Consider the following 23,593-nt stretch of genomic DNA (forward strand, 5'->3'; position numbering starts at 1 on the left):
GCCGTTCCGTCGTCGGGCCGGGGGCTGCGGCGTCTCGCCGACCATCTCACCCGCCACTGCGAGGACGAGCCGGAGGGCCGGGCGGAGTTCGGTGCCGATCCGGCGGCGCGCCCGAGTCGCCCCGCTCAACCCGCGGACGCGGGGAGCATGCCGCGGATCAGCGCGGCCACCTCCCCCACGTGGTCGTTCAGGAAGAAGTGCCCGCCCTCGAACACACGCGTGCGGAAGTCGCCCGAGGTGCATTCCCGCCAGGCCCGGAGGTCCTCGACGGGCACCTCGGCATCCCGGTCCCCCGTCAGGGCCACGACGGGGCAGGAGAGCGTCCGGCCGGGGGTCGGCTCGTACGAGGCGAGCGCCCGGTAGTCCCCGCGCAGCGCGGGCAGGATCACGCCGAGCAGTTCGGGGTCGTCGAGGAGTGCGGACTCCGTACCGCCCAGCGTCCGTACGCGGGCGATCAGTTCGGCGTCGTCCCGCGGCCAGTCCCGGGGCCGCCTCCGGGCGGCGTCGGGCGCGCGACGGCACGACAGCACGAGCAGAAGCGGCTCGCGTCCGGGCACGCGCGCCAGCCGGACGGCCACCTCGTAGGCGAGCGAGGCACCCATACTGTGCCCGAGCAGCGCCCGGGGGCGCTCGCCCTGCGGCCCCAGCTCCGCGACGACCAGGTCCGCGAGCCGATGGAGATCCTCGACGGGCGCCTCGTGCAGACGGTCGAGCCGCCCCGGGTACTGCACCGCCAGGACGTCCACCGCCGGGGCGAGTTCCGCGGCGAGCCCACGCCAGTAGGCGGCGGAGCCGCCGGCGTGCGGGAAACAGATCAACTCGAACGCCGGTTCCCCGGCGGGCCCGTCGCCGCGTTCCACCGTGTGGAAGCGCCGCAACCACAGGTTCCGCTCCTGACTCACCCCGACCAACTCCGCACCTCGAAGCTCCTCCACCGCACGTCCGTGGCGGACGCCCGGCGTGTCCGCACCTCACCGGACCTGCCCGAACGCACCGAACGCACCGAACCAGGTTCGCACGTCCGCGGATTCACCCCGCATCTTCGCACTCGCCCCGTGAATGTCGCTCCCCCATCGACATGAACGTGATCATCACGACAGCGACCACGACCATGACGGCGCCCACGACCACTACGGCGGGAGACCCTGCGGCGCTGCGACGCCATCGGGGTCTCCCGAGGTGCCGCGCGGGCCTCGCCGCCCGGCACCGGGGCCCCGGTCGGGCCCCGGTCGGGCGTCGGACGGGCGCCGGACGTGCTCGGCGCGGCCCGGTCAGGTGCCGGTGTCAGGCACCGACGTACTCCGCGAGGTGCTGGCCGGTAAGGGTGGAACGGGCGGCGACGAGGTCGTTCGGAGTGCCTTCGAAGACGACCCGACCGCCGTCGTGACCGGCGCCGGGGCCGAGGTCGATGATCCAGTCGGCGTGCGCCATGACCGCCTGGTGGTGCTCGATGACGATGACCGACTTGCCGGAGTCGACGAGGCGGTCGAGCAGTCCGAGCAACTGGTCGACGTCGGCGAGGTGGAGGCCGGTCGTCGGCTCGTCCAGGACGTAGACGCCGCCCTTGTCCGCCATGTGGGTGGCCAGCTTGAGCCGCTGCCGCTCGCCGCCGGACAGCGTGGTGAGCGGCTGGCCGAGGCTGAGATAGCCCAGCCCGACGTCGGCGAGCCGCTCGAGGATCTTGTGCGCGGCAGGCGTGCGCGCCTCGCCCGCGCCGAAGAACTCCTCGGCCTCGGTCACCGACATCGCGAGCACCTCGCTGATGTCGCGGCCGCCGAGGTGGTACCCCAGTACGGAGGGCTGGAAGCGCTTCCCCTCGCAGTCCTCGCAGGTGGTGGCGACCCCGGCCATCATCGCCAGGTCGGTGTAGATCACACCGGCGCCGTTGCAGGTGGGGCAGGCACCCTCGGAGTTGGCGCTGAACAGTGCCGGCTTCACACTGTTGGCCTTGGCGAACGCCTTGCGGATCGGGTCGAGCAGCCCGGTGTACGTCGCCGGGTTGCTGCGGCGGGAACCGCGGATCGGGCTCTGGTCGACCGACACCACGCCCTCGGCCCCCGCCTGCCGGGGCAGCGACCCGTGGACGAGCGAGCTCTTGCCGGAACCGGCGACACCGGTGACCACGGTGAGCACCCCGAGCGGGACGTCGACGTCGACGCCCCGCAGGTTGTTGGCCTCCGCGCCGCGGATCCGCAGCGCGCCCGTGGGAGTGCGCACGGTCTCCTTGAGGGTGGCCCGGTCGTCGAGGTGGCGTCCGGTGACGGTGTCGCTGGTCCGCAGCCCCTCGACGGTGCCCTCGAAGCAGACGGTGCCGCCCGCCGTGCCGGCGCCCGGCCCGAGGTCCACGACGTGGTCGGCGATCGCGATCGCCTCCGGCTTGTGCTCGACGACGAGGACGGTGTTGCCCTTGTCCCGCAGCCGCAGCAGCAGGTCGTTCATCCGCCGGATGTCGTGGGGGTGCAGGCCGATGGTCGGCTCGTCGAAGACGTAGGTGACGTCGGTGAGCGAGGAACCGAGGTGGCGGATCATCTTGACGCGCTGCGCCTCGCCGCCGGACAGCGTGCCCGCGGGACGGTCGAGCGAGAGGTACCCGAGGCCGATCTCGGTGAAGGAGTCGAGGGTGCCCTGGAGCGCGGTGAGCAGCGGCGTCACCGACGGTTCGTCGAGGCCGCGGACCCACTCCGCGAGGTCGCGGATCTCCATCGCGCAGGCGTCGGCGATGCTGATCTCGTTGATCTTCGACGACCTGGCCCCCTCACCGAGCCGGGTGCCGTCGCACTCGGGGCAGGTGGTGAAGGTGACCGCCCGCTCCACGAACGCCCGGACGTGCGGCTGCATCGACTCCTTGTCCTTGGACAGGAACGACTTCTGGATCTTGGGGACCAGTCCTTCGTAGGTGAGGTTGATCCCCTTGACCTTCACCTTCGTCGGCTCGCGGTAGAGGAAGTCGTGCATCTCCTTCTTGGTGAACCTGCGGATCGGCTTGTGCGGATCGAGGAATCCCGACTCGGCGTAGATCCCCACGGTCCAGACGTTGTCGGACTTCCAGCCGGGGATGGTGAACGCGCCCTCGGCGATCGACTTGCAGTCGTCGTAGAGCTGCGTGAGGTCGATGTCGGAGACCGTACCGCGGCCCTCGCAGCGGTTGCACATGCCGCCGGTGCGCTCGTAGGTGGCTTTCTCGGCCTTGGTCCTGGCGCCGCGCTCGACGGTGATCGCGCCGCTCGCCCGGACCGAGGCGACGTTGAAGGAGTAGGCGCTCGGCGGGCCGATGTGCGGTTGACCGAGCCGGCTGAAGAGGATGCGCAGCATCGCGTTGGCGTCGGTGGCGGTGCCCACCGTGGAGCGGGGGTCGCCGCCCATCCGCTGCTGGTCGACGGTGATCGCGGTGGTCAGACCGTCGAGGACGTCGACCTCGGGGCGCGCCGCCGTCGGCATGAAGCCCTGGACGAAGGCGCTGTACGTCTCGTTGATCATCCGCTGCGACTCGGCGGCGATCGTGTCGAACACGAGGGAACTCTTGCCCGACCCGGAAACGCCCGTGAACACCGTCAGTCTGCGTTTCGGAATCTCGACGCTGACGTCCTTGAGGTTGTTCTCGCGCGCTCCGTGCACACGGATCAGGTCGTGGCTGTCGGCGGGGTGCGGCTCGGACGACTGCGGGTCGGTCCTCGTGGCCTTGCTCATCTTCTCTCCATCCGTCGGGCGCCCTCGCGGCCCTTCGTCGGCGTCGCCGGGTCCGGTCCGACCGTCCCCGAGCAGTATGTCCGGTGGTTCCCCGGCGGTGCGGATCACGGATTCGCCGCGAGGTGCGGGCCGGTCCCGGCGACCGGTACGAGGACGGCCGCGCCGGCCGTTCAGGGGTGGGACGGTTCGGGGTCAGGGGCCGTGCGGAGTGTACGGGGACAGCGTCCGCGGGGGTCGTGCCGCGGCAGCGCGATCGCTCTCCGCGGCCCCTGGACACGGACGGGACCTCCCGCGGGATCGCGGACGGCGCGGTCGCGCACACCGTACGGCTGCTCGGCCGGCTCCCGGGCGGCCGCTGCGGCCGCCTCCGCGTCGTCCCGCGGGAGGCAGCTCGCGTGAAGGGCGATGTCCATGGCCGTCACGCTAGCCGCGGCCCGCCGCCGGATGCTTCTCCGATTCTGACCGGTGCGGTTCTGGTCGGTCCGATTCCCGTCGGTCCGGTTCTGGTCGGTCCGGTTCTGGTCGGTCCGGTTCTGGTCGGTCCGGTTCTGGTCGGTCCGCCCGGGATCCCCGGGCGGACCCCGCCGGCCGTGAGTACGCGCGCACCCGTCCGGCTCCGGCTCCTCGGCCGGCCGGCCGAGCAGCGAGACACAGGTCACTCCCGTCCGGCTGTCACGTCTCGCCGAGCTGTCCGGTCAGCAGTGTGTATCTGCCACTCGGCCCCGGGAGAACGACATGGAAGCGCGTCTCGACTTCTTCGGCAACGCCCCTGCGGGCAAGGTGCTTCGGCACCTCAACTCGGCCGGCAAGGCCGCCTCGGACCCGGGACTTCCGGTCGTCACCCAGGGACTGGTGAAGATCCGCGCCGGCCAGATCAACGGCTGCGGCTCCTGCACCGACATGCACACCAAGGACGCCTCCGTCGCCGGTGGGACCCCGCTGCGCCCCGACCCGGTCGCCACCTGGCGGGAGGCCACGGCCTTCACGGACGCGGAGCGCGCGGCCCTGCAGCTGGCGGAGCAGGGTACCCGGATCGCCGAATCGGCCGGTGGTGTCACCGACGATGCCTGGGCCGACGCGTCCCAGCACTACGACGAGGACCAGCTCGCCGCCCTGATGTCGCTCATCGCCGTCATCAACGCCTACAACCGCATCAACGTGATCAACCGGCAGCCTGCGGACGGCTGCCAACCCGGCCAGTTCGGCTGACCGAGGACGCCGGCACCGCCGGAAGCGAACGGCCGTCTCCGCGTCGCCGAAACCTTCCGGCGGAGAAGTGGGACCCCGGCACCGGCCGGTCCGTCCCAACTCGCCGCAGGAACTCAGCGGACCATCAGCGAACATGACGCCTCGTCAGTTCTGAGCGGCCGGGTCACGGCCGCCGGACCACGGTGCTCGACCGCTCCCTCCGCCGGCGGCCCGTCGATACCGGCTGCAGCTCGGCGCAACGGCCTCGGCCTTCCCCACCTCGCCTCGCACCGGTTCCGGGACGCTGCCCCGGGTGACGGCCGAGTGCGCCGCACGCACCCCGTGGCACATCGCGTCCGGTCGCCCATTCACGCAGACCTCCTCGCCGAGGAACGCACACAGCTCGCGTCACTTCTCCGGGGCCGACCGAGGCGGCGCGCAGGGGCTGACGAGGCGCATCCGCAACCGGGAAAGGCGCGCGACCGGGCACGAGCGAGGTCGCGTTCAGCCCCGGCAGCCGATCCCGCTGAGCCGCCGCGTGCCCGCGCGGAGCGACGGGGCGGGCCGCAGGCGCTCTCTGCCCGCGGCTGTGAGCCCGTGTCGGCGTTCACGCCCTTACCCGCGCACCACGGCTCGCCACCGGGCGAGAGGCGCCGGCTGCCCGGCACCGGGCGCCGGGTCGGTTACGGTGCTCGCATGGGCACCACAGCACGGACCCGAACCGGCGGTGCCGACGACGCGGGTGCCGACACGCTGTGGACCGCCACGCCACCGCTGTGGCTGCGTTCGCTGCCTGTCGCCCTGCTGGCCGCACTGGTCCTGGCCCAGGGAGTCACGCCCAACGAGGTGGAACTGGGCGCTTACTACGCGGCCGTCGCGCCGCTCGCGGCCCTTGCGTACGGAGCACCGGGTACCGCGATCACCGGCGCCGCCGTGCTCGGCATCATGCTGCTGCCCCGCGTCGGGGCCGGCAGCCTGGTCGCCGACGAATTCGGGGCCGTCGCCGTGATCGCCGCGCTGAGTGTGGTGATCGCCGGTGTGCGGCAGCACTTCCGCGGCCGCCTGAAAGTGGCCGGTTCGGTCGCCGAGGCCGCCCAGCTCGCAGTCCTCACCCCGGTTGCCGACCGTGTGGGCGAGCTGCGCTGCGCCGCCCTCTACCGGGCCGCACAGCGGGGTGCCCTGGTCGGCGGGGACCTCTACGACGTACGGCCGGGGCCCTACGGAGTACGGGCCCTGGTCGCCGACGTCCAGGGTCATGGGCTCGCCGCCGTCGGCACCGTCGCGGCCCTGCTCGGAGCCTTCCGCGAAGCCGTCCTCGACCAGCCGGACCTGCAGGGGGTGGCGGCGCGGCTGGAACGGCGGCTGACACTCGATGCCGTGGCCGGGGACGGCAGCGAACTGTTCGCCACCGCGCTCCTGATGGAGTTCCCGGCAGACGGTTCACACGTGCGCATCCTCAGTCAGGGGCATCCCCCGGCCCTGCTGCTGCGTGGCCGCACGGTGCTGGAAATGCGCTGCGATCCGGGCCCGCCGCTCGGCACCGGGCTGCCGGGGCTGCCGGCGGCCACCCCCACGACGGTGCCGCTCCAGCCCGGCGACGTGATTCTCGCGTACACCGACGGTGTCACGGAGGCGCGGGACTCCTCCGGCACCTTCTACCCGCTGGACGACCGGCTCGCCGCCCTGCTCGCGGAGGGCTCGGTTGCCTCACCGCGCGCCGTGGTCGACGCGGTGTGGGGAGACCTGCAGCGGCGCACGGGTGCGATGGACGACGACGTGGCGCTGCTGGCGCTCGCGGCCCCGGGTGCCGCCACCACGACCGGTGATCGAGCAGGGTCTCGACGCCCCGACCCTGGTCCGCCGCCGTGACGGGCACGGCGGGCGACCCGCTCCGTCAACGCGCCGGCGGGGCGGCCGGCGCCGCGCCTGACGCGTCGGCGGTTGCGTACACCGCCGCGATGCCCTGCGCCAGGTAGGGGATCCGGTGCGCCGGGACCCCGGCGATGTTGATGCGCCCCGAGGCCGTGCCGTAGACGGCGAACCGCCTGCGCAGTCGGCGCATGTCGTCCGGCACGAGCGGCAGCATCGAGAACATGCCCTTCTGCCGCGCGAGCGAGTTCGCCAGGGTGCCGCAGCCCAGCGCGTCGAGGTGGGCGACCAGGTCCGACCTGTTGGCGGTGATCCGGTCGCGCATGGCGTCGAGTTCGGCCCGCCAAGCGGCCCGCAGCTCCGTGTCCTGGAGGATGGTGGTGACGACGGCGGCTCCGTGCTCCGGGGGCATCGAGTACAGGGTCCGTGCGGCGTTCTGCAGGGCCGTTTCCACGTGCCGCAGCGCCGGGCCCGACGAGCCGAGGACGATCGCGCAACCGGTGCGGTCGCTGTAGAGGCCGAAGTTCTTGGAGCAGCTGACGGCGATCAGCATCTCCGGAAGGCGGTCCGCCAGCATCCGGGTGGGCCGCAGGTCGGCCTCGAGGCCGTCGCCGAGTCCGTGGTAGGCGAGGTCGATGAAGGGTACCCAGCCGTTCGTCGCGGCGAGCCCGGCCATCGCCTCCCAGGTCTCGAGGGAGGGGTCGACACCAGTGGGATTGTGGCAGCAGCCCTGGAGGAGGACCACGTCGTTGCGTCCCGCGCCACGCAGGTCGTCCAGCATGCCCGTCGTGTCGGGGAGTCCTTCGCGGTCGATCCGGCCGTAGGTCCGGACCTTCAGCCCGGCTGCCTGGAGGATGGGCCGGTGGTTGACGTAGGCGGGCTCGCTGATCCACACCGTCGCACCCGGCCTGGTCTGGCGCACCAGGTCGGCCAGCAGGCGCAGTGCCCCGGTACCCGCCACCGTCTGGACGGCCGTGGCCCGTGCTGTCAGGGCTTCGGCGCCCAGAACCGTGGACATCATGGCGCGGTTGAAGGCGGTGTTGCCCGAGAGCCCGCGGTACTCCTTGGAGGCGGAACGTTCCGCCAGGCGCATCTCGGCCTCTCTGACCGCCGACATGACGGGCGTCGATCCCGTGTGGTCCCGATACACACCGAGGACGAGGTTCAGGCGCTCCGGGCGCGTGTCGGCCTCGAACTCGGCAGCCAGATCCCACAGCGGGTCGGCGGGCGGGGAAGCGAGAAGTTCAAGCATCTGCGGAAACCTTGGCTCGGGGGCGTCGATTGGCGAGAACGACGCCGACGGTGATGAGGGGCACGCCGACCACGACGGGCAGGGTCGGCGCCTCGTCCAGCAGGGGGATGGCGAACAGGACGACGGCGACCGGGCTGAGGCTGCCGACGACCGAGCTGCGCTGCGGTCCCAGCCGCCGGATCGCGAACGCGTACAGCAGGCCGGCGCACAGGCCGACGCCCAGCCCCTGAACGACGAGGAACAGCACGAGGTCGCCGCCGGTCGCCCGGGCGAGGTTGGTGGGCAGGACGCCGGTCAGGACCAGGGCCGAGATGACGGCGAACGACGGAAGGCACAGCAGCCCTATGGATCCGACCGGATCGAGGTCCACTTCGCGCAGCCCCACCGTGTACAGGGCCCACAGGCCGCTGGCGACGAGCAGGGTGCCAGAACCCAGTAGGACATCCGTGTCCAGAACCACGGTGTGGCGGAGGACCAGCGCGATGACTCCGGCGACGATCAGCACCAGCCCGGCCGTCTGCGTTCCCCGCGGAGCACCGCGCCCGCTCGCGACAAGGAGGGCGGAGACGAACAACGGGACCATCCCCGGGACGATCGCACCGACGAAGGCCGCCGACGTCAGCGATCCTCCGTACATCGCCGCGAGGAAGAACGGCACCCCCGCACCGCAGATGATCTTGGCGGCGGGACCCGGTCGCACAGCGGCCAGCCGGCGCCGGCGCCGCCACAGAGCGGGCGCGAGGACGACGAGGGGCACACCGAACCTCAGCACGGCCGCGTCGGCGGGCAGCAGGGTGGAGGCGCTGAGGGCGCGGGCGCTCAGCGCGAACGCGGCCCAGATCGCCACGGTCAGCAGCAGTGCCAGCATGCCCACCGCCTGTGGAGAGAGTCCTCCGCGCCGCGCGGCGGCTGACGTGGGTGCGGTGCTCCCGGCCTGCGAGGGCGCCGGCTCCGCGGCCGTGTTCGTCGCGACCACCAAGGATCCTCCCACCCATGGAACTGACCTGACGGGCAGCACCACGCCACCCGCGACAACGACGGCAACGTTAGATCACACACCAGGGCAGACGATTGCCACTTGTGCCCTCCAGGCATAGCTTTGAGGCAGAATCTGCCAAGGAGGCCCATGGACGCCGTCGATCTCAAGATCCTTCACGAGCTGCAGGCGGACGGTCGCCTGTCCAACCAGGACCTCGCGGACCGGGTGCGGCTGTCGCCCTCGCCCTGCCTGCGCCGGGTCCGCCGCCTCGAGGAGTCGGGTCTGATCAGCGGCTACACCGCCATGGTGGACCAGGTCGCCTTCGGCCTCCCGATCACCGTCTTCGTACGGGTCAGTCTGGAACGCCACACCGCCGAGGCGGTCAACGTGTTCGAGCGGCACGTCGGGCTCATCGAGCACATCCAGGACTGCTACCTGATGGCGGGCAGCAGCGACTACCTGCTCAGAGTCGTCATCGAAAGCCTTGAGGCGTACGAGGTCCTGGTGCGCACGCAGATCCACGCCATCCCCGGAATCGCGTCGATCGAGTCCAGCTTCGCGTTCGGGAGCGTCAAGCAGTCCAGGGTGTACCCCCGCCCCGGCGCACCGTCCCGCCCGGCGGCAGGTCCTCGTTGACCTGCCGCACGGGGATCCGCGGGCCGAGGAGGGACGAGGCGAGCCCCGGGTGCGGTCCGTGCGGCAGCACGCGCGGCTCCCGCGGGGCTCACCTCGTCCCTCCGCCGGGAATCGCCTGTTCCGCCCAGATGATCTTGCCTGTCTTCGTGTAGCGCGTGCCCCACCGTCGGGCGAGCTGAGCGACGATCAGCAGCCCCCGCCCTCCCTCGTCGGTGGTCCTGGCGTGGCGCAGTCGCGGCGAGGTGCTGCTGGCGTCGGAAACCTCGCAGATCAGGCCGCGGTCCCGGATCAGACGAAGACCGATCGGTCCGGTCCCGTGGCGGATGGCGTTGGTGACCAGCTCACTGACGATCAGCTCGATGGTGAACACGAGATCGTCCATTCCCCAATCGGACAACTGCCGTCCGGCGAGACCGCGGGCATGCGCGACGGCGGCGGGGTCGGAGGGCAGGTCCCAGGTGGCAACCTGGTCGGAACCCAGGGTGCGGGTCCGGGCGAGGAGCAGCGCGGCGTCGTCGGACGGCGGACCGGTGAGCAGGGCGTCGACCGCGTTCTCGCCGGTCTCCTCAAGCGTCGGACCGGGGACCGCGAGAGCGCTGCCCAGCAGGGAGAGACCGACGTCGACGTCCCGGTCGGGGGCCTCGATGAGGCCGTCGGTGTAGAGCCCGATCAGGCTGCCCTCGGCCAGCTCGAGTTCGACGGATTCGAAGGGCAGCGATCCCAGACCGAGCGGCGGTCCCGCGGGCAGGTCCAGGAAGTCGGCGGTGCCGTCGGGGGCGACGACCACGGGCGGGAGGTGACCGGCCCGGGCGAGCGCGCACTGCCTGCTGACCGGGTCGTACACGGCGTACAGGCAGGTGGCCCCCATCAGCGCGGCCCCCACGCTGTCGCTCTCGGACGTCGCCGACTCGTCACTGCCGGGCGCCTCCATGAGGCCGATGACCAGGTCGTCCAGATGGGCCAGCAACTCGTCGGGGGGAAGGTCCAGGTTGGCGAGCGTGCGCACCGCCGTCCGCAGCCGCCCCATGGTGGCCGCGGCATTGATCCCGTGGCCGACCACGTCCCCGACGACCAGTGCGACCCGGGCCCCGGACAGCGGAATCACGTCGAACCAGTCACCCCCCACGCCACTGGGCGCGTGTGCCGGGAAGTACCAGGAGGCCACCTCCAGAGCGGATCCTCCCGTCAGCTCCTGCGGAAGCAGATAGCGCTGCATCGAGCGGGCCGCGGTGCGCTCGCGGGTGTAGCGGCGCGCGTTGTCGACACACACCGCAGCACGGGAGACCAGCTCCTCGGCGAGACGTGCGTCGCCCTCCTCGAAGGGGCCCAGGCGCCGGGAGCGGACGAACGTCGCCGCGCCCAGGGTGATGCCGCGGGCCCGTACCGGCACCACCATGATCGAGCGGAACTTGTACTCGCGGATGACGGCGCCCAGCGTCGGGTCCATGGCCACCCACGCGCTGGTGGAGGCGTCCAGGATCGGCTCCACCAGGGTCCGGCTTTCCAGCAGGCACCGGGCGACAGGGGACGAGGGGGTGCGCTGGACCGTCTCCCCCACGGCCAGTCTCGCCTCCGGAGCGCCCTCACGCACCGACTTCTGCGCCGCACGGCGGATGACGGGGCTGGAGTCGACGGGCCCCGGGGCGGGTTCCTCACCCCTCATGACGGAGTCCAGCAGGTCGACTGCGACGAAGTCGGCGAGGGACGGCACGGCGTCGTCGGCCAGTTCCTGTGCCGTTCGGGTGACATCCAGCGTGCTGCCGATCCGGGCGCCGGCGTCGCTCAGCAGGGCCAGTCGCTCCTGGGCCCGCCAGCGCTCGGTGACGTTGATGATCATGTACCAGACGCCCACGTGGCGACCGTGGCGGTCCTTCATCCCGAAGAACGAGGCCGAGTACGCACGCTCCTGGTGGGGATCGGCGTAGCTGGGCCCGCGGAACTCGTAGTCCATCACCGGAGCCCCGGTCCGGAGGACCGTCCGCATCCTCTCCTCGAACGCCTCCGCCTCCAGCTCGGGCAGCACTTCCTTGACCTGCCGCCCGAGCCGCCGTTCGAGGGGGATCAGCCGCCCCAGCACGTCGTTCACCCAGACGTACCGCAGATCCGTGTCGAGGACCGCCACGCCGACCGGTGCGTGCGCGAGAAACGGCTCGAGCCTCAGCTGGCTCACCCCGCCCCCCGGCATCCGCCAGAAGGCACGCTCCGGCGGCCGGCCGACGAACCTGCCGAAGAACAGCGCGGCGGCCGTGGCGACCAGCACGCCCGGCACCATCTCGTAGATGCCCGAATCGAGCGGCCCGAGCAGCGGACTGATCTCCTTCCAGAGGAGCACCGTGGCCGCGCCCGACACGATTCCCGCCATGGCCCCCGCCCATGTCATCCGCGGCCAGTACAGCGAGAGGAGGACGACCGGCCCGAAGGCCGCTCCGAAGCCGGCCCAGGCATAGGCGACGATGTTCAGCACTCCGCCACCCTTGAGGGCGATCAGGCAGGCGACCAGGATCACCACCACCACGGCGCCGCGACCGACCCACACCAGCACCTTGTCCGAGGCCCGCCGGCTGAGCAGGGCCCGGTAGAAGTCCTCCGTGAGAGCGACTGACGACACGAGGAGCTGGCTGTCCGCGGTCGACATGATCGCGGCCAGTACGGCGACCAGCATCACCCCGGCGATCCAGGGGTTGAGCAGGGTCTGGGTCAGGGCGATGTAGACGGTCTCCGGATTGTCCAGTGGCGTGTCGAGCTGCCCGATGCCCACGAGGCCGACGAGCACGGCACCGCCGAGCACGACGAGCACCCAGCCCGTGCCGATGCGCCGGGCCGCCGGGACGGCGAGGGCGCTGCGGATGCCCATGAAGCGGGCCAGGATGTGCGGCTGGCCGAAGTAGCCGAGGCCCCAGGCGAGCAGCGAGATGATGGCGACGGCGCCGAGCGGCCCCCCGGCCGTCCACCGGCCGTCGGCATAGTCGGCCTCGGCCCCCACTTCCAGCAGGGTCGGCGTCTTCTCGCCGAGGGCGTTCTCCAGCGCCCCGAAGCCCCCGAGCGCCCCGATACCGATCACGGGGAGCACCAGCAGGGCGAGGAACATCAGGGTTCCCTGCATCACGTGCGTCGTGCTCACGGCGAGGAAGCCGCCGAGGCACGAGTACACCACGATCACCAGGGCCGTCAGCGACACGCCGAGCTCGAAGTCGACGCCGAAGACCTTCTCGAACAGCAGCCCGCCGGCCACCAGTCCACTCGCGACGTAGACGGTGAAGAACACGACGGTGACCGCCGCCGAGACCATCCGGAGCATCCGGGTGCGGTCCTCGAACCTCTCCTCCAGGTAGGCCGACAGGCTCACGGCGTTACCGGCGCGCTCGGTGTAGGTGCGCAGCCTCGGCGCGACGAACAGCCAGTTGAGGTAGGTGCCGATCGCCAGGCCGACAGCGATCCAGCCGGCCCCGATCCCGGCCGCGTAGACGGCTCCGGGAAGCGCCAGGAACAGCCAGCCGGACATGTCGCTGGCGCCCGCGGACAGCGCGGCGACCGGCGCGCTGAGCCTGCGGCCGCCCAGGGCGAAGTCGGCGAAGGTGCGGGTGCGGGTGTACGCCCAGACACCTACTGCGATCACAGCGACCACGTAGACGATGAACGTGGCCGTGATCGGCGGGTTCACATCGGACATGTCTTCCTCGCCTGCGAGGCTGACGAGCACGGGCGCAACACATCGGCCGGTCTGCGGCACCTTTCGCCCTGGCAAACAAATCTACCGATTCCGAGCCGGCGAGGGCCGATCGGAGTCCTCCTCACGGGTGCCGCCGCGTCGGGCCCCGGCCGGTCCCGCCGGGCTTCCCCGCGCGGGGTGGCTGCATCACCATGCCCGTGTGGCGCGGCGCCGGCCGCGATGACTGTGGACGGCGTGGATGCTGTTCACCGGCCGTGGCTGGGGCAAGTCCCGGACGGCGGCCGAGATTGGCGCATCGTTCACGCGACGCGCGGGAAGCGGGCACGGGCGGCCCCGGCAGCGCAACTGTACGAGCAGGCTCGGATGTCACGTGTCGCCCCGGCTCGGCGGTTCGCTGAGCCGGAGCAGCATATGACCACGTTCGTCGTCCAAGGCGGGACGGAGGACTCGCCGGACCTGCTCGACACTGCCGTGTGGGCGTTGGGGGATCTGTTCCTCGACCCGACGATGCCGCCCCCGCGCGGCGAGGACGACCAACGGCTGAGCGGTGCCGGTAACACCGGGGCCACGCGATGCGCTCGCTCGGACTCGGAGCGTAACAGTGATGTGCAGCGGCACGACTGCCGGCAGTGACGCAATGATGCACCGGAACGGACCACCCTGGCGGCCCTCGGCCATGCAGACCGGTGAGGCTATGAGGAAGGTCACGATCGGTCGCGGAGCGATGTCGCGGTGAACCCACGCGGAGGTGAGTGGGCGGGGTGACCTGCGGTCTCTCCCTCCAGTAGGCGGATCGAAGGGCGTTGTGCCCACTGTTTCGTGGGGGCGTGGTGTGCGGCGCGTCAAGTCGGTGTTCAAGGGGAGGTTGTGTCGCGCGGACGCGTGGCGGTTAACATCACGGCATGGTTACGGCCTGGTCTGCCTCCAGCACGCCGCGGGCCCGCTCTTCAGCGGGACCGCTGCGCCTGCTGTGGCTGGCCGCGCTGCTGCTCAGCATCGTGTTCACGCACGGGGCGAGCGCGGAGAGCGCCGAGAGCCATCTGACACCCGGTGCAGTCGGGCCGGTGCACGCCTTCACCGACCTTCACGAAGGTCACACCAGCGGGACCGACGACAGTGACGATGCCACGGACGCGCCTATCGAGGTTGCGACCGCCCACGACCCCCACGAGGGTGACGGCTCGTCTCATCCCGCTCAGGAGTGCTTGTCCAGCCAGCCGCAGCAAGGCGTGGATCTGGCTGCTCCTTGTCTGACCTCACTGAACTGGGCGATGCCCACGCAAGCGACGGGGTCCGCCCGCCCGTCCCGGCCGGAGGCAGCCGTTCCTCCATCGACGGGTTCGAGAGATTCGGTAGTTCAGCAGGTCTAGATTCCGGCGTCCCCGACTGGTCGCCGCCACCCGAGAACCGACAGCCGCCCGCCCTGCTCGGCGGCTTGGCCTGATGCGGCCAGTTCCCAGCACTCAGAAGCCCGTGCTCCGCGCCTTCGCGCGCTGAGACGGATCCCTGGTGCCTTCCCGGAACCCTGCTGATCCCTGTTTCCCGCCTCTCCCCGCGACGTAGGGAGAGGTGGCCGCCCGGAGGAACCATGCCGTTCCACCCTGTGCCTCATCTTCACCGCAGCCGCCGTGCTGCCCATGCCTCGTGGCTGCTCCGTCTGATGGCCCTCGCTCTGGGAGGGTTGCTCCTGTGGGCATGCGCCTGCTCTGCCGCGCATGACGGCGACAGCCACGCGCACGAGCGCGCACCGGTGTCGTCCGGCCATCTCGCAAGCGCGGTAGGGGCCGTCGAGGGGGAGCTGTCCCATGAGCCGCCCCCACGTCCCGGTTCTGTTTGTGCGCCGGACGTACTCAACTGGGCTGCACCGCACCGGCCGCCTCGCGCCGCCACCCATGCGCAAGGCCCAGCCCGAGCGCGTGACGGCCTGACCGACGGTTCGCGCCGGAGGGGTGGGCGGGTTCGCCCTCGTTCCCCCCTCCGCCCGCCCGCGCACACTTCCAGGAGCAATCGATGCCAACTCATGCTCTGCCGCACTCAACCGGCCTGCAGCTGCGGCCCTTTCAAGCCATGCGCTACGACCCGGTCCAGGTCGGCGACCTGTCCCACGTGGTCTGCCCGCCGTACGACGACATCGGACCCGTCCGTGCACGCTCCCTGCGCGCGACGCGGATCAGGCCGTGGCCACCGTGACCGCACCGGGCAACGGCACTGCGGTTCTACTGCCCACGGTCACCGAGGACTCCGTGTGGGACCTGGCCGCTGCCGGAGTGCTACTGCCCCGCAAATCAACGTCCTTCGGCCCCGGACCAGCCGCCGGGCTCGCCCTGCGCGTCATCGACGCACCGTAGGCGAAACCACCATCAACACCCCGTCCTTGTAAGGAGCAGTGTTCCTTGTCCCTGTCCCAACTCGCCGACCGCCCCGCTGCCCCCGTCGAGCAGCCAGACCACAACAACCCCAGACCCGGCCGCGCCGCCATGCGACGAGCTCGCGCCCGGAAAACCTCCCTGGCGGCTCGCTATGTCGGCTACGTCGGCTACTTCGTCGGCGCCGGACTCATCAGCGGAGCAGTCGTGCACCACCCGCTCGACCCGGCCCGCTACACCCGGATCGCCGCCTACGGCGTCCTCGTCTTCCTCGCCGCCACCGTGCTCAACGAGTTCTTCCTCGCCCGCGACAAGCCCGGTCTGCCGAGGATGCTGCTGGTCATCGGCGCCTCACTGCTGCTCTCGTTCGGCATCGGCATGCTCAGCGGCGGCCTTCAGCACTTCGAGGACTTCCCGGCCCGCGGCGCCGTGCTCGTACCCCTGGGGATAACCGTCTCCTTCCTCGCCTACGTGGTGAAGGACGCCGAAACCTCCTGGCGACGTATCTTCAGCCCCGTGGGCCTGGCAGTCCTGCTGACCGCCCTGATCAGCTTCGCCGGACTGCGCTACGTGGCCGCCGGCATGAGCGAGCAGGCGGAAGGAGGGGGGCACAGTCATGGCGGCGCAGAGGAAAGGGAAGAGGAACTGCCGCACGAGCCCGCCCCCACGACCGGCACAGCGCAACCCGAAGCCGGTCCCACAAACGGCGATGCTGCCGACGAGCCCGCAAACGACGACGGCGGCGGCCACGCTCACTGACCCTGACGGCCCTGAGTCCCACTCCCGGGAAGACCTGGCCTCTGCGATGTGTGAGGTCGCCGCAGGCCGGGCGCCGCAGGCCGCCTTCGGTGCGAGCGGGCCAGGTGCGCTGGTCCGGCTGGGTCGGATCCTCAACCCTTGGGCCAGGCCGCGCCGCATGACCTGGCTCGGGAGCATCGCCGCCGTTGCTGCACCGGTCCTGCCGCTGCTCGTCGGCTGCGGGCCTGCGGTCGGCTGACTCCTGTAGTGACTGTCCGGCGCCGGTACTTGGCCGACGCCGGACTCCTCATCGCAACCACTCGCCGGGAGCCCTTCCGTTGGCATGACGGGGTCGGAAGGTCTCCCGTTTTGGAGCGGGGCCCATACCCTGCGTTCCGCGTAATTCGGGGGTTCTGGAGTCCCTACCGGGCTGAAGGTGCAGGTCAGCGGGCTGGAGGCTGGTGACGCGGGCAGATTCGCCTAGAGACGCGATTCTGCGGATTCGCCTGCGCTGACCTCGAGTTGCTCCGTAGGGTCTGGAGTCGTGTATGTGAAGACGACGAAGCGGGAGAACAAGTCCGGCACGGTCCGGTACCTGCACCTGGCCCACAACGAGTGGGATCCGGTAAAGGGCCGGGCGGTCCCGAAGGTGCTGTTCACGTTCGGCCGTGAGGACGACCTCGACCGGGACGCAGTGAGGCGCCTGGTCGCGTCTCTATCGAGGCTGCTGGAGCCGGGTGAGGCACTGGCGTCGACGGCGGCGGGTGACCTGGAGTTCGTCTCGTCGGTCCCGTTCGGCGGCACCTATGTCCTCGATCATCTCTGGCGTCGGCTGAGGATCGACAGGATCGTCGGGCAGGTCGGGCAGCCCAAACGGGGCCGGCGCCGGGACATGTCGATGACCGAGCGGGTGCTGTTCTCCCTGGTCGCGAACCGGGCCCTGGCTCCGTCGTCCAAGCTGGCCGCCGCGGACTGGGTCACGCACGACGTGCATGTCGAGGGCCTGCCGGCCATCGACGACGACGCCTGCTACCGGGCGATGGACTGGCTCCACGAGGTGACCGACGACCTGGAGAAGCGGGTGTTCGACGAGGTCGCGAACCTCCTCAACCTCGAGGTCGACCTGCTGTTCTTCGACACCACCAGCACCTACTTCGAACTGGAGGAGGCCGACGGACCCGTCGCCCGCGACGACAAGGGCCGCCTCCTGACGGACGACCGCCCACCCGCTGAAGAGGACGGCGAGAGCGCGGATCAGGCCGGGTTCCGTGCCTTCGGCAAGTCGAAGGACTCCCGCGACGACCTGCCGCAGATCGTGATCGGGATGGCCGTCACGAGGGACGGGATCCCGGTCCGCGTCTGGTCCTGGCCCGGCAACACCGGTGACAGCAAGCTGATCCGGCAGGTCAAGGACGACATGCGGGACTGGACCCTCAGCAAGATCGTGTGGGTCACCGACCGGGGATTCTCCAGCGAACGCAACCGCCGCTACCTCCGCCAGGGCGACAACGCCTACATCGTCGGCGAGAAACTCCGCTCAGGCAGCCCGGAGGTGAAGGCCGCCCTGTCCCGCCAGGGCCGCTACGGCGAGATCGCCCAGAACATGCGGGTCAAGGAGGTGCGGATCTCCGACACCGAACGGTTCGTGATCTGCCACAACCCCGAAGCCGCCACCCGTGACCAGCACATACGCGAACAACTCGTCTCCCAGCTCACGACCCTGATCGAAGACACCGACAAGCTCAGCGACTTCAAGCGTGGCGAACTCCGCGGCAAGATCGCCGACAAGCCCGGCCTCAACCGCTACCTCCGCACCACCCCGTCCGGCAAGCTCCGCATCGACACCGCGAAGATCAAGACCGAGGAGAACCTCGACGGCAAGTACCTGCTGCGATGCTCCGACCCGGACCTGTCCGCCGAGGACATCGCACTCGGATACAAGCAGCTCCTCGAAGTCGAGCGGGGCTGGCGGGACATGAAGCAGATCATCGACCTGCGGCCCGTCTATCACCGGCTCGAGGAACGCATACGCGCACACGTCGTCCTCTGCTGGCTCGCCCTCCTGTTGATCCGCATCATCGAGACCAGCGCCGACGCGACCTGGACGACCGTCCGCCGCGAGCTCGACCGGCTCCACCTCGGTACGTTCACCGGCCCTACCGGCCTGTTCCGCCAGGTCACCGCCCTCACCAAGCCCCAGAGGGACCTGCTGGCCAAGCTCAACATCCCCGCACCGAAGCAGATCATCGCGCTCGAACCCGCACCCCGCTGACCAGCACGAACACCAGCGCCTAGAGAAACGCCTCTCAGGCGCCCTCACCCATGTCCGCGCAGGTCAGACCCCAGATTCGTGACTCTAGGACGCTGAATTACGCGGAACGCAGGCATACCGGGCCAGCGTATTGTTGACTTGCTTGGCTGTTCACTGGTTCGCGATGCCGGAAGTCCTCTGTCGGACGAGCGAACGCCCCAGCGACGCCCGGGGGAAGCCCAGAACGGCTTTCAGCGGGTGAGATCAGCCAGGCTGCTGAGTGCGGTGTCGATCTCTGCTGGAGTGTTGATGACGGCGGTGCCGATGCGGGTGTAGGCCGACGTGGACAGCCGCACGCGGTCGGCGGCGGCGTGGTCGACGACCTGCTGATGGGTGTGGCCTGCCACACTGAAACAGTTGATGCCCGCTGACAGTTCCGGGGCGGCAGGAGTGTGCACGGTGACCCCGCGGATACGGCTCAGTCCTTGTTTCGCCTGGGTCGACAGCTGTGTGATGCGAGCGGCGACGCGTGCTCGGCCCAGCTGCTCATGCAGTGCCACGGCCACCGGAAGGGCGAAGGCATGCTCGAACGCCAGAAACCCGCCGGGCGACAGAGGCGCTGCTCCCCCGCCCTTGATGAAGCTCACGAACGTGGGCCGCAGTTGCTCGAGGACATCCGGTGCCACCCAGACCAGCCCCGTTCCTCTCGGACCGAACAGCCATTTGTGAGTTCCGGCGATCACTACGTCCGCGCCCAGGCCGGCGGCATCCTCGTCGACCGCCGCCAGCCCGTGCACGCCGTCGACGACCAGCAGGCACCGGTCGGCAGGACTGCGTCCTTCATTGGCCCGGCGCACCACCTCGGCCACCGCACGCACCGGCATCCGAAGCCCCGTGCTGGACTGCACCCAGGTGATCCCCACGACTCTGGTGTTCGGGCGGATCGCCTCGCCGACCGCCGCCGCGATGCCATCCACCGTCGCGGTGGCCGGATCCGCGAACCAGGAGACCAGCCGCACCGTGTTGCCGTGCTTTTCGGCGGCGAGCCGGGCGGCGGTGCGATGGGAGATGTGGTCATACTCCGTCAACAGGAACTCCTGTCCCGGACGGGTCGCGACGCCGTTGTAGACGACACCCAGCCCGATACTCGTGCTCGCCGTCATCGCGATGTCCTCGGCCCGGCCTCCCAGATAGGCCGCGAGCGCCTGCCGTACCCGGGGCCATCCGGTCGGACCGTCGGGCAGCGCCAAGCCCGAGGGCACCGACAGCGGATTGGCGTCGACCTGTGCGCTCAGATGATCCACCGCATCCCGCACCACCCTCGGATGCGAGGCCAGGTAGAACAACGCAAGGTTCACCCATCCCGGCTCCAGACGAAACTGCGCCCGCAAGGCGTCCCAGTCCACGCGCCCATCGGGCGTAGTGACCGGCCGCTCCCGCGGTGTGCTCACCCTTGCCGCGCAGGAGCTGGGCACGAGGGTGACCGCCACCGCTCCCGCAGATCTCGCCAGCAGATCACGCCGACTCGTCATCGACATCCAGCACCCCTTTCCACCGCTACCGGCGGAGCGGTGGCGGAATGGTCGGTGCATTTCTGGTAACGAGGCTACGCGAGGTGGCCGCGGGTGCCGACAGCACCATCACCCGAACGGCCCCCGCCCATGAAGCGCTGTCGAGACAGACACAGGCGTACGGCAGGGCAGGACTCCATCGACGAGATCCGCGCCGACGAGACGCACACGGCGCCGCGAGCTACGGGCGGCCTTCCTGTACGGCTGTCTCCTGCCGTTCGGGAGAGGGCCCGCACAGGCGCGCGGGCCCCCACATGACGGCGATCCTCTGCCTCGGTCACGCCTGTTTGCGGTACCCGAGGACGGTCATCATCCCGGATTCGGCGTGGTACACGTTGTGGCAGTGGATCATCCACAGGCCCGGGTTGTCGGCGTCGAAGTCGACGTCCAGTGTCTTGCCCGGCAGCACGATCGCGGTGTCTTTGCGCGGGCCGCCGTCCGCAAGCGCGAACGTGTGGCCGTGCAGGTGCATGGGGTGCCACATCTCGGTGTCGTTGACGAATGACAGCCGCACGCGCTCGCCCGAGCGGACCGGGTGCCTCTGTGCCGGGTCGTACTTCTTGCCGTTGATGGCCCAGTCGTACTTGGCCATACCTCCGGTGAGCTTCAACTCGAGCGTACGGTCGGGCTTGCCGGCCTTCAGACGGACCACGTCGGCCGCCTTCAACTGGCCCGCTCGGAGTACTTTCCCGCTGAGTTCCTTGGGGCGTACGGACGGTGTGGGCGCCGCGCCTGCGCCAGTGCGCAGGATCGCCATCCCGTTCTGTAGCTTGCCCTCGGCGAGTGCGGTGAGCGGGAAGACGCCGTCCTTCGCGGTGACCAGGACGTCGTAGCGTTCGCCCATGCCGAGCAGCAGCGCGTCGGTGGTGGCGTGCTCGACGGGGAAGCCGTCGGTGTGGGTGATGGTCATGGCGTGGCCGCCGAGGGCGATGCGGAAGGCGGTGTCACCCCCCGCGTTGATGATGCGTAGCCGGATGCGGTCGCCGGGCTTGGCCTGGAACGTCTGCGGGTCGTGCGACGTGCGTCCGTTGACCAGGTAGTAGGGGTAGGCGACGTCGCCCGCGTCACCACCGAGGAGAGTGCTGGTGGCGCCCATCATCATCCGGGGCGGGCCTGATGGCTTGGGGGAGGGCGCCTTTTCAGTGGTCGTCGACATGGTGCCCATGTCGTGTCCGCTGCCGTGGTCCATGCCGCCCGAGTCATCCATGTCCATCCCGCCCATGCCCTTGCTGAGCTCGGCGAGGACGGTATCCGGAGTGGTGCCGTCGACCCCGTCGACCCAGTCGTCGAGAACGACGACCCACTCCTTGTCGTATTGCAGCGGCTCCTTGGGGTCCTCGACGATGAGCGGGGCGTACAGGCCGCGGTCCTGCTGGACGCCGGAATGCGGGTGGAACCAGTAGGTGCCGGGGTGGGTGACCGCGAAGCGGTAGTCGAAGGACGCGCCCGGCTTGATACCGCGCTGGGTGAGGCCGGGTACGCCGTCCATGTCGTTGCGCATCGCCAGGCCGTGCCAGTGGATGGACGTGGTCTGCGGCAGGTGGTTGGCGAGTGTGAGGGCGAGCGTGTCACCCGCGGTGACACGGACTTCCTGGCCCGGCAGCCGGTCTCCATACGCCCAGGACCTGACGGTACGGCCGCCGAGGTCAAGCGGGGTCTCGACGGCGGTGAGCTTCACCTTCCGCTGAGGACCGGGCTTGCGCTTGGCTTCACCGTCGGCGACCTCCTGGCCGTCAGGGGTCACATAGCCTTCTGGGGCGGCCGATGAACCGGCGTCATGGCCGGAGTGGTCCATACCGCTCATGGAGCCGGAGCAGGCGTTCAGTAGTCCGGTGCCGGCGATGGCGAGTCCCGCGCCGAGTACGGCGCGTCGGTTGGGCGTGCGCATGAGTGGGTGCACCTCGTATCGGTGTCGATGCGTGAAGGAGTTGGCTCGTATGCCGTTCCATGCCGGAGCGGCCGGGCGCCGTCCTATATGCGCAGTACCGACAGCTGTGCGAGCAGGGTCCTGCGGCCGTCCGGCGGCGGGATCGGCCACAGCGCGTGCCACAGTCGTGCGAGAGCGGAGGCCGTCAGGTCTGCCGGTCGACACGAGGACGCTCCGGCCAGCAGCGCGATGGTCCACACGGTGAGTACGGCCAAGCAGACGGGCATCGGGTCCATCCCACCGAGAGGTGCCGGGACGTCGGCTCGAGGCGTATGGGTCGCCGTCGGCTCCATGGTGTCTGCGGGCATGGATGCGGCGGTCATGACTCTGCTGCCGGGCATGTGCGCAGAGCTGTGCTCGACGGGGTGGTCGAGGGTGTGCATCGTGACGATGCCGAGCAACAGCGCGGCGAACAGCAGTACCCTGCCGCACCAGGCGGTGGTTCCCCGCTGTCCGCTCATCGCATCCCTCTGAAGCCCAGGACTGACAGTCGCACTATACCGCGTGGGGGTATCCGCCTCCTCTTGCTCAGTGCGGCGTACTCTGGGCTTGGCCGGTGCAGCTTCCGTCGCTACGGGTTGCCCGCCAGCCACGGGACGGCCCGCGCTCGGGGGACGGTAGCTCGGGTGCCACCCGTCGACACCGTCGACTTCACGTCGGCTCGGTGCACTCGCCGGCCAGCCCGCGCTGCACTGCGCCGGTGATCCGCGGAGCGTCTTCCACGAGCAGGATCCGCATGGGCACTGTTCCGCTCAGTGCGCGGGGCGCAGCCCGGTCAGAGTGACCGCTACGAGTCGCCGGACCGCGGCTTCGGACGGCAGGCTGCCGGCCGCGGTGAGGGCGTGGAGGCAGTAGGTCGCGAGTTCGGCGGGCGTGACGTCGTCCCGCAGTTGTCCTGCGGCGGCAACGTCGATCAGCAGGTCCCGGAAGAGGTCGGTGAGTTGCTGCTGCGCGTGGGCGACTCGCTCCCCTCGGTGCAGGAACGAGCAGCGGGTACGGCAACAACCGGCGGCCAGGGAGGGCCAAGCATCTGACTCGGCGGCTCGCTGACGCCGGGAAGCGCGGAGCGGCTGCGCCGTGATGGGCGGCTCGCCCCAGGACGGACACCACGGCACCGACGGACACCGCAGCATGGACTGAGCTGGAGCCAACACGACCGAGGCCCGACGCGTCGCGGCGGGCCTCCTTCGTGCTGCGCGCGCCAGGGCACCGGACTCATGGGGCGTAGCCGATCATGCCGTCGGCAGTGAAACCGGATGCCCGCTTCCGGTGGCGGTCACGCCGGCTCCCCGCCGGCCTCCCGGGGCACTATGGCTTGGTCGGCCTCCGCCAGCGCGCCGAACTCCTCGGCGGCACCGTCACCACCGGCCCGACGTCCACCGGTGGGTGCGAAGTTCGATGCGAGCTTCCAGTGGAACGCCATGACCGGTGAAGTGAGGATGTGTCGATCGGCATCGGT

Annotated in this window: 17 protein-coding genes and 1 pseudogene; 9 read left to right on the forward strand and 9 right to left on the reverse strand. The window is 70.4% G+C overall.

The annotated features are described in order from the left end of the window. Window positions 1-125 precede the first annotated feature (125 nt). Complete coding sequence (locus FEF34_RS03180) at window positions 126-935, reverse strand: thioesterase II family protein (RefSeq protein ID WP_234042253.1); 810 nt, start codon at window positions 933-935, stop codon at window positions 126-128. Between the two features lie 349 nt (window positions 936-1,284). Further along, complete coding sequence (locus FEF34_RS03185; RefSeq protein ID WP_138051758.1) at window positions 1,285-3,687, reverse strand: ATP-binding cassette domain-containing protein; 2,403 nt, start codon at window positions 3,685-3,687, stop codon at window positions 1,285-1,287. A gap of 735 nt (window positions 3,688-4,422) precedes the next feature. Between FEF34_RS03185 and FEF34_RS03200 the strand changes: the two genes are divergently transcribed. Together FEF34_RS03200 and FEF34_RS03205 are read left to right on the forward strand one after the other, a co-directional pair. Next, window positions 4,423-4,896: a carboxymuconolactone decarboxylase family protein gene (locus FEF34_RS03200; RefSeq protein ID WP_138051759.1), complete on the forward strand. Its 474-nt coding sequence runs from the start codon at window positions 4,423-4,425 to the stop codon at window positions 4,894-4,896. A gap of 675 nt (window positions 4,897-5,571) precedes the next feature. Further along, window positions 5,572-6,744, forward strand: coding sequence for a PP2C family protein-serine/threonine phosphatase (locus tag FEF34_RS03205; RefSeq protein ID WP_138051760.1), 1,173 nt, complete (start codon window positions 5,572-5,574; stop codon window positions 6,742-6,744). Between the two features lie 25 nt (window positions 6,745-6,769). Here FEF34_RS03205 and FEF34_RS03210 read toward each other — a convergent pair whose 3' ends face one another. Together FEF34_RS03210 and FEF34_RS03215 are read right to left on the reverse strand one after the other, a co-directional pair. Next, entirely contained in the window at window positions 6,770-7,996 is a 1,227-nt protein-coding gene (locus FEF34_RS03210) for an amino acid aminotransferase (protein WP_138051761.1), read from the reverse strand. Beyond that, on the reverse strand, window positions 7,989-8,864 hold the full coding sequence (locus FEF34_RS03215; RefSeq protein WP_138051762.1) for a DMT family transporter: 876 nt from the start codon (window positions 8,862-8,864) through the stop codon (window positions 7,989-7,991). Before FEF34_RS03215 ends, FEF34_RS03210 begins: the two co-directional genes overlap by 8 nt. A 258-nt stretch (window positions 8,865-9,122) precedes the next feature. Here FEF34_RS03215 and FEF34_RS03220 point away from each other — a divergent pair, with 258 nt between their 5' ends. Beyond that, entirely contained in the window at window positions 9,123-9,611 is a 489-nt protein-coding gene (locus tag FEF34_RS03220) for an Lrp/AsnC family transcriptional regulator (RefSeq protein ID WP_138051763.1), read from the forward strand. 88 nt (window positions 9,612-9,699) lie between these two features. Here FEF34_RS03220 and putP read toward each other — a convergent pair whose 3' ends face one another. Further along, entirely contained in the window at window positions 9,700-13,281 is a 3,582-nt protein-coding gene (gene putP / locus FEF34_RS03225) for a sodium/proline symporter PutP (RefSeq protein WP_138051764.1), read from the reverse strand. A gap of 411 nt (window positions 13,282-13,692) precedes the next feature. Here putP and FEF34_RS03230 point away from each other — a divergent pair, with 411 nt between their 5' ends. The 5 genes from FEF34_RS03230 to FEF34_RS03250 all read left to right on the forward strand — a co-directional run bounded on the left by FEF34_RS03230 (window position 13,693) and on the right by FEF34_RS03250 (window position 18,657). Next, a complete protein-coding gene (locus FEF34_RS03230; protein ID WP_138051765.1) occupies window positions 13,693-13,914 on the forward strand; it encodes a hypothetical protein in 222 nt (73 codons plus the stop codon). Between the two features lie 1,377 nt (window positions 13,915-15,291). Further along, window positions 15,292-15,471 carry a DUF1015 domain-containing protein gene (locus tag FEF34_RS42505; RefSeq protein WP_234042254.1) on the forward strand — a complete coding sequence of 60 codons (180 nt, stop codon included), beginning with the start codon at window positions 15,292-15,294 and terminating at the stop codon, window positions 15,469-15,471. Next, window positions 15,459-15,629: a hypothetical protein gene (locus tag FEF34_RS42510; RefSeq protein ID WP_407698250.1), complete on the forward strand. Its 171-nt coding sequence runs from the start codon at window positions 15,459-15,461 to the stop codon at window positions 15,627-15,629. Before FEF34_RS42505 ends, FEF34_RS42510 begins: the two co-directional genes overlap by 13 nt. A gap of 45 nt (window positions 15,630-15,674) precedes the next feature. Beyond that, complete coding sequence (locus FEF34_RS03240; RefSeq protein ID WP_138051767.1) at window positions 15,675-16,406, forward strand: hypothetical protein; 732 nt, start codon at window positions 15,675-15,677, stop codon at window positions 16,404-16,406. A 523-nt stretch (window positions 16,407-16,929) separates the two neighbouring features. Beyond that, on the forward strand, window positions 16,930-18,657 hold the full coding sequence (locus FEF34_RS03250; protein WP_138051768.1) for an IS1634 family transposase: 1,728 nt from the start codon (window positions 16,930-16,932) through the stop codon (window positions 18,655-18,657). A gap of 230 nt (window positions 18,658-18,887) precedes the next feature. Here the strand turns inward: FEF34_RS03250 and FEF34_RS03255 are convergent, their stop codons facing one another. The 4 genes from FEF34_RS03255 to FEF34_RS41940 all read right to left on the reverse strand — a co-directional run bounded on the left by FEF34_RS03255 (window position 18,888) and on the right by FEF34_RS41940 (window position 23,249). Next, window positions 18,888-20,042, reverse strand: coding sequence for an aminotransferase class V-fold PLP-dependent enzyme (locus FEF34_RS03255; protein ID WP_234042255.1), 1,155 nt, complete (start codon window positions 20,040-20,042; stop codon window positions 18,888-18,890). Window positions 20,043-20,484: 442 nt separating this feature from the next. Beyond that, window positions 20,485-22,095 carry a multicopper oxidase family protein gene (locus FEF34_RS03260; protein ID WP_138051769.1) on the reverse strand — a complete coding sequence of 537 codons (1,611 nt, stop codon included), beginning with the start codon at window positions 22,093-22,095 and terminating at the stop codon, window positions 20,485-20,487. Between the two features lie 83 nt (window positions 22,096-22,178). Continuing rightward, window positions 22,179-22,595: a hypothetical protein gene (locus FEF34_RS03265; protein ID WP_138051770.1), complete on the reverse strand. Its 417-nt coding sequence runs from the start codon at window positions 22,593-22,595 to the stop codon at window positions 22,179-22,181. 291 nt (window positions 22,596-22,886) lie between these two features. Then, window positions 22,887-23,249: an SbtR family transcriptional regulator gene (locus tag FEF34_RS41940; RefSeq protein WP_199800635.1), complete on the reverse strand. Its 363-nt coding sequence runs from the start codon at window positions 23,247-23,249 to the stop codon at window positions 22,887-22,889. Between the two features lie 191 nt (window positions 23,250-23,440). Between FEF34_RS41940 and FEF34_RS42515 the strand changes: the two are divergent. Beyond that, window positions 23,441-23,566 (forward strand): annotated as a pseudogene (locus FEF34_RS42515) (two-component sensor histidine kinase); the annotation flags it as partial. Between the last annotated feature and the right edge of the window lie 27 nt (window positions 23,567-23,593).

The organism is Streptomyces marianii (assembly GCF_005795905.1).
GTDB lineage: Bacteria > Actinomycetota > Actinomycetes > Streptomycetales > Streptomycetaceae > Streptomyces > Streptomyces marianii.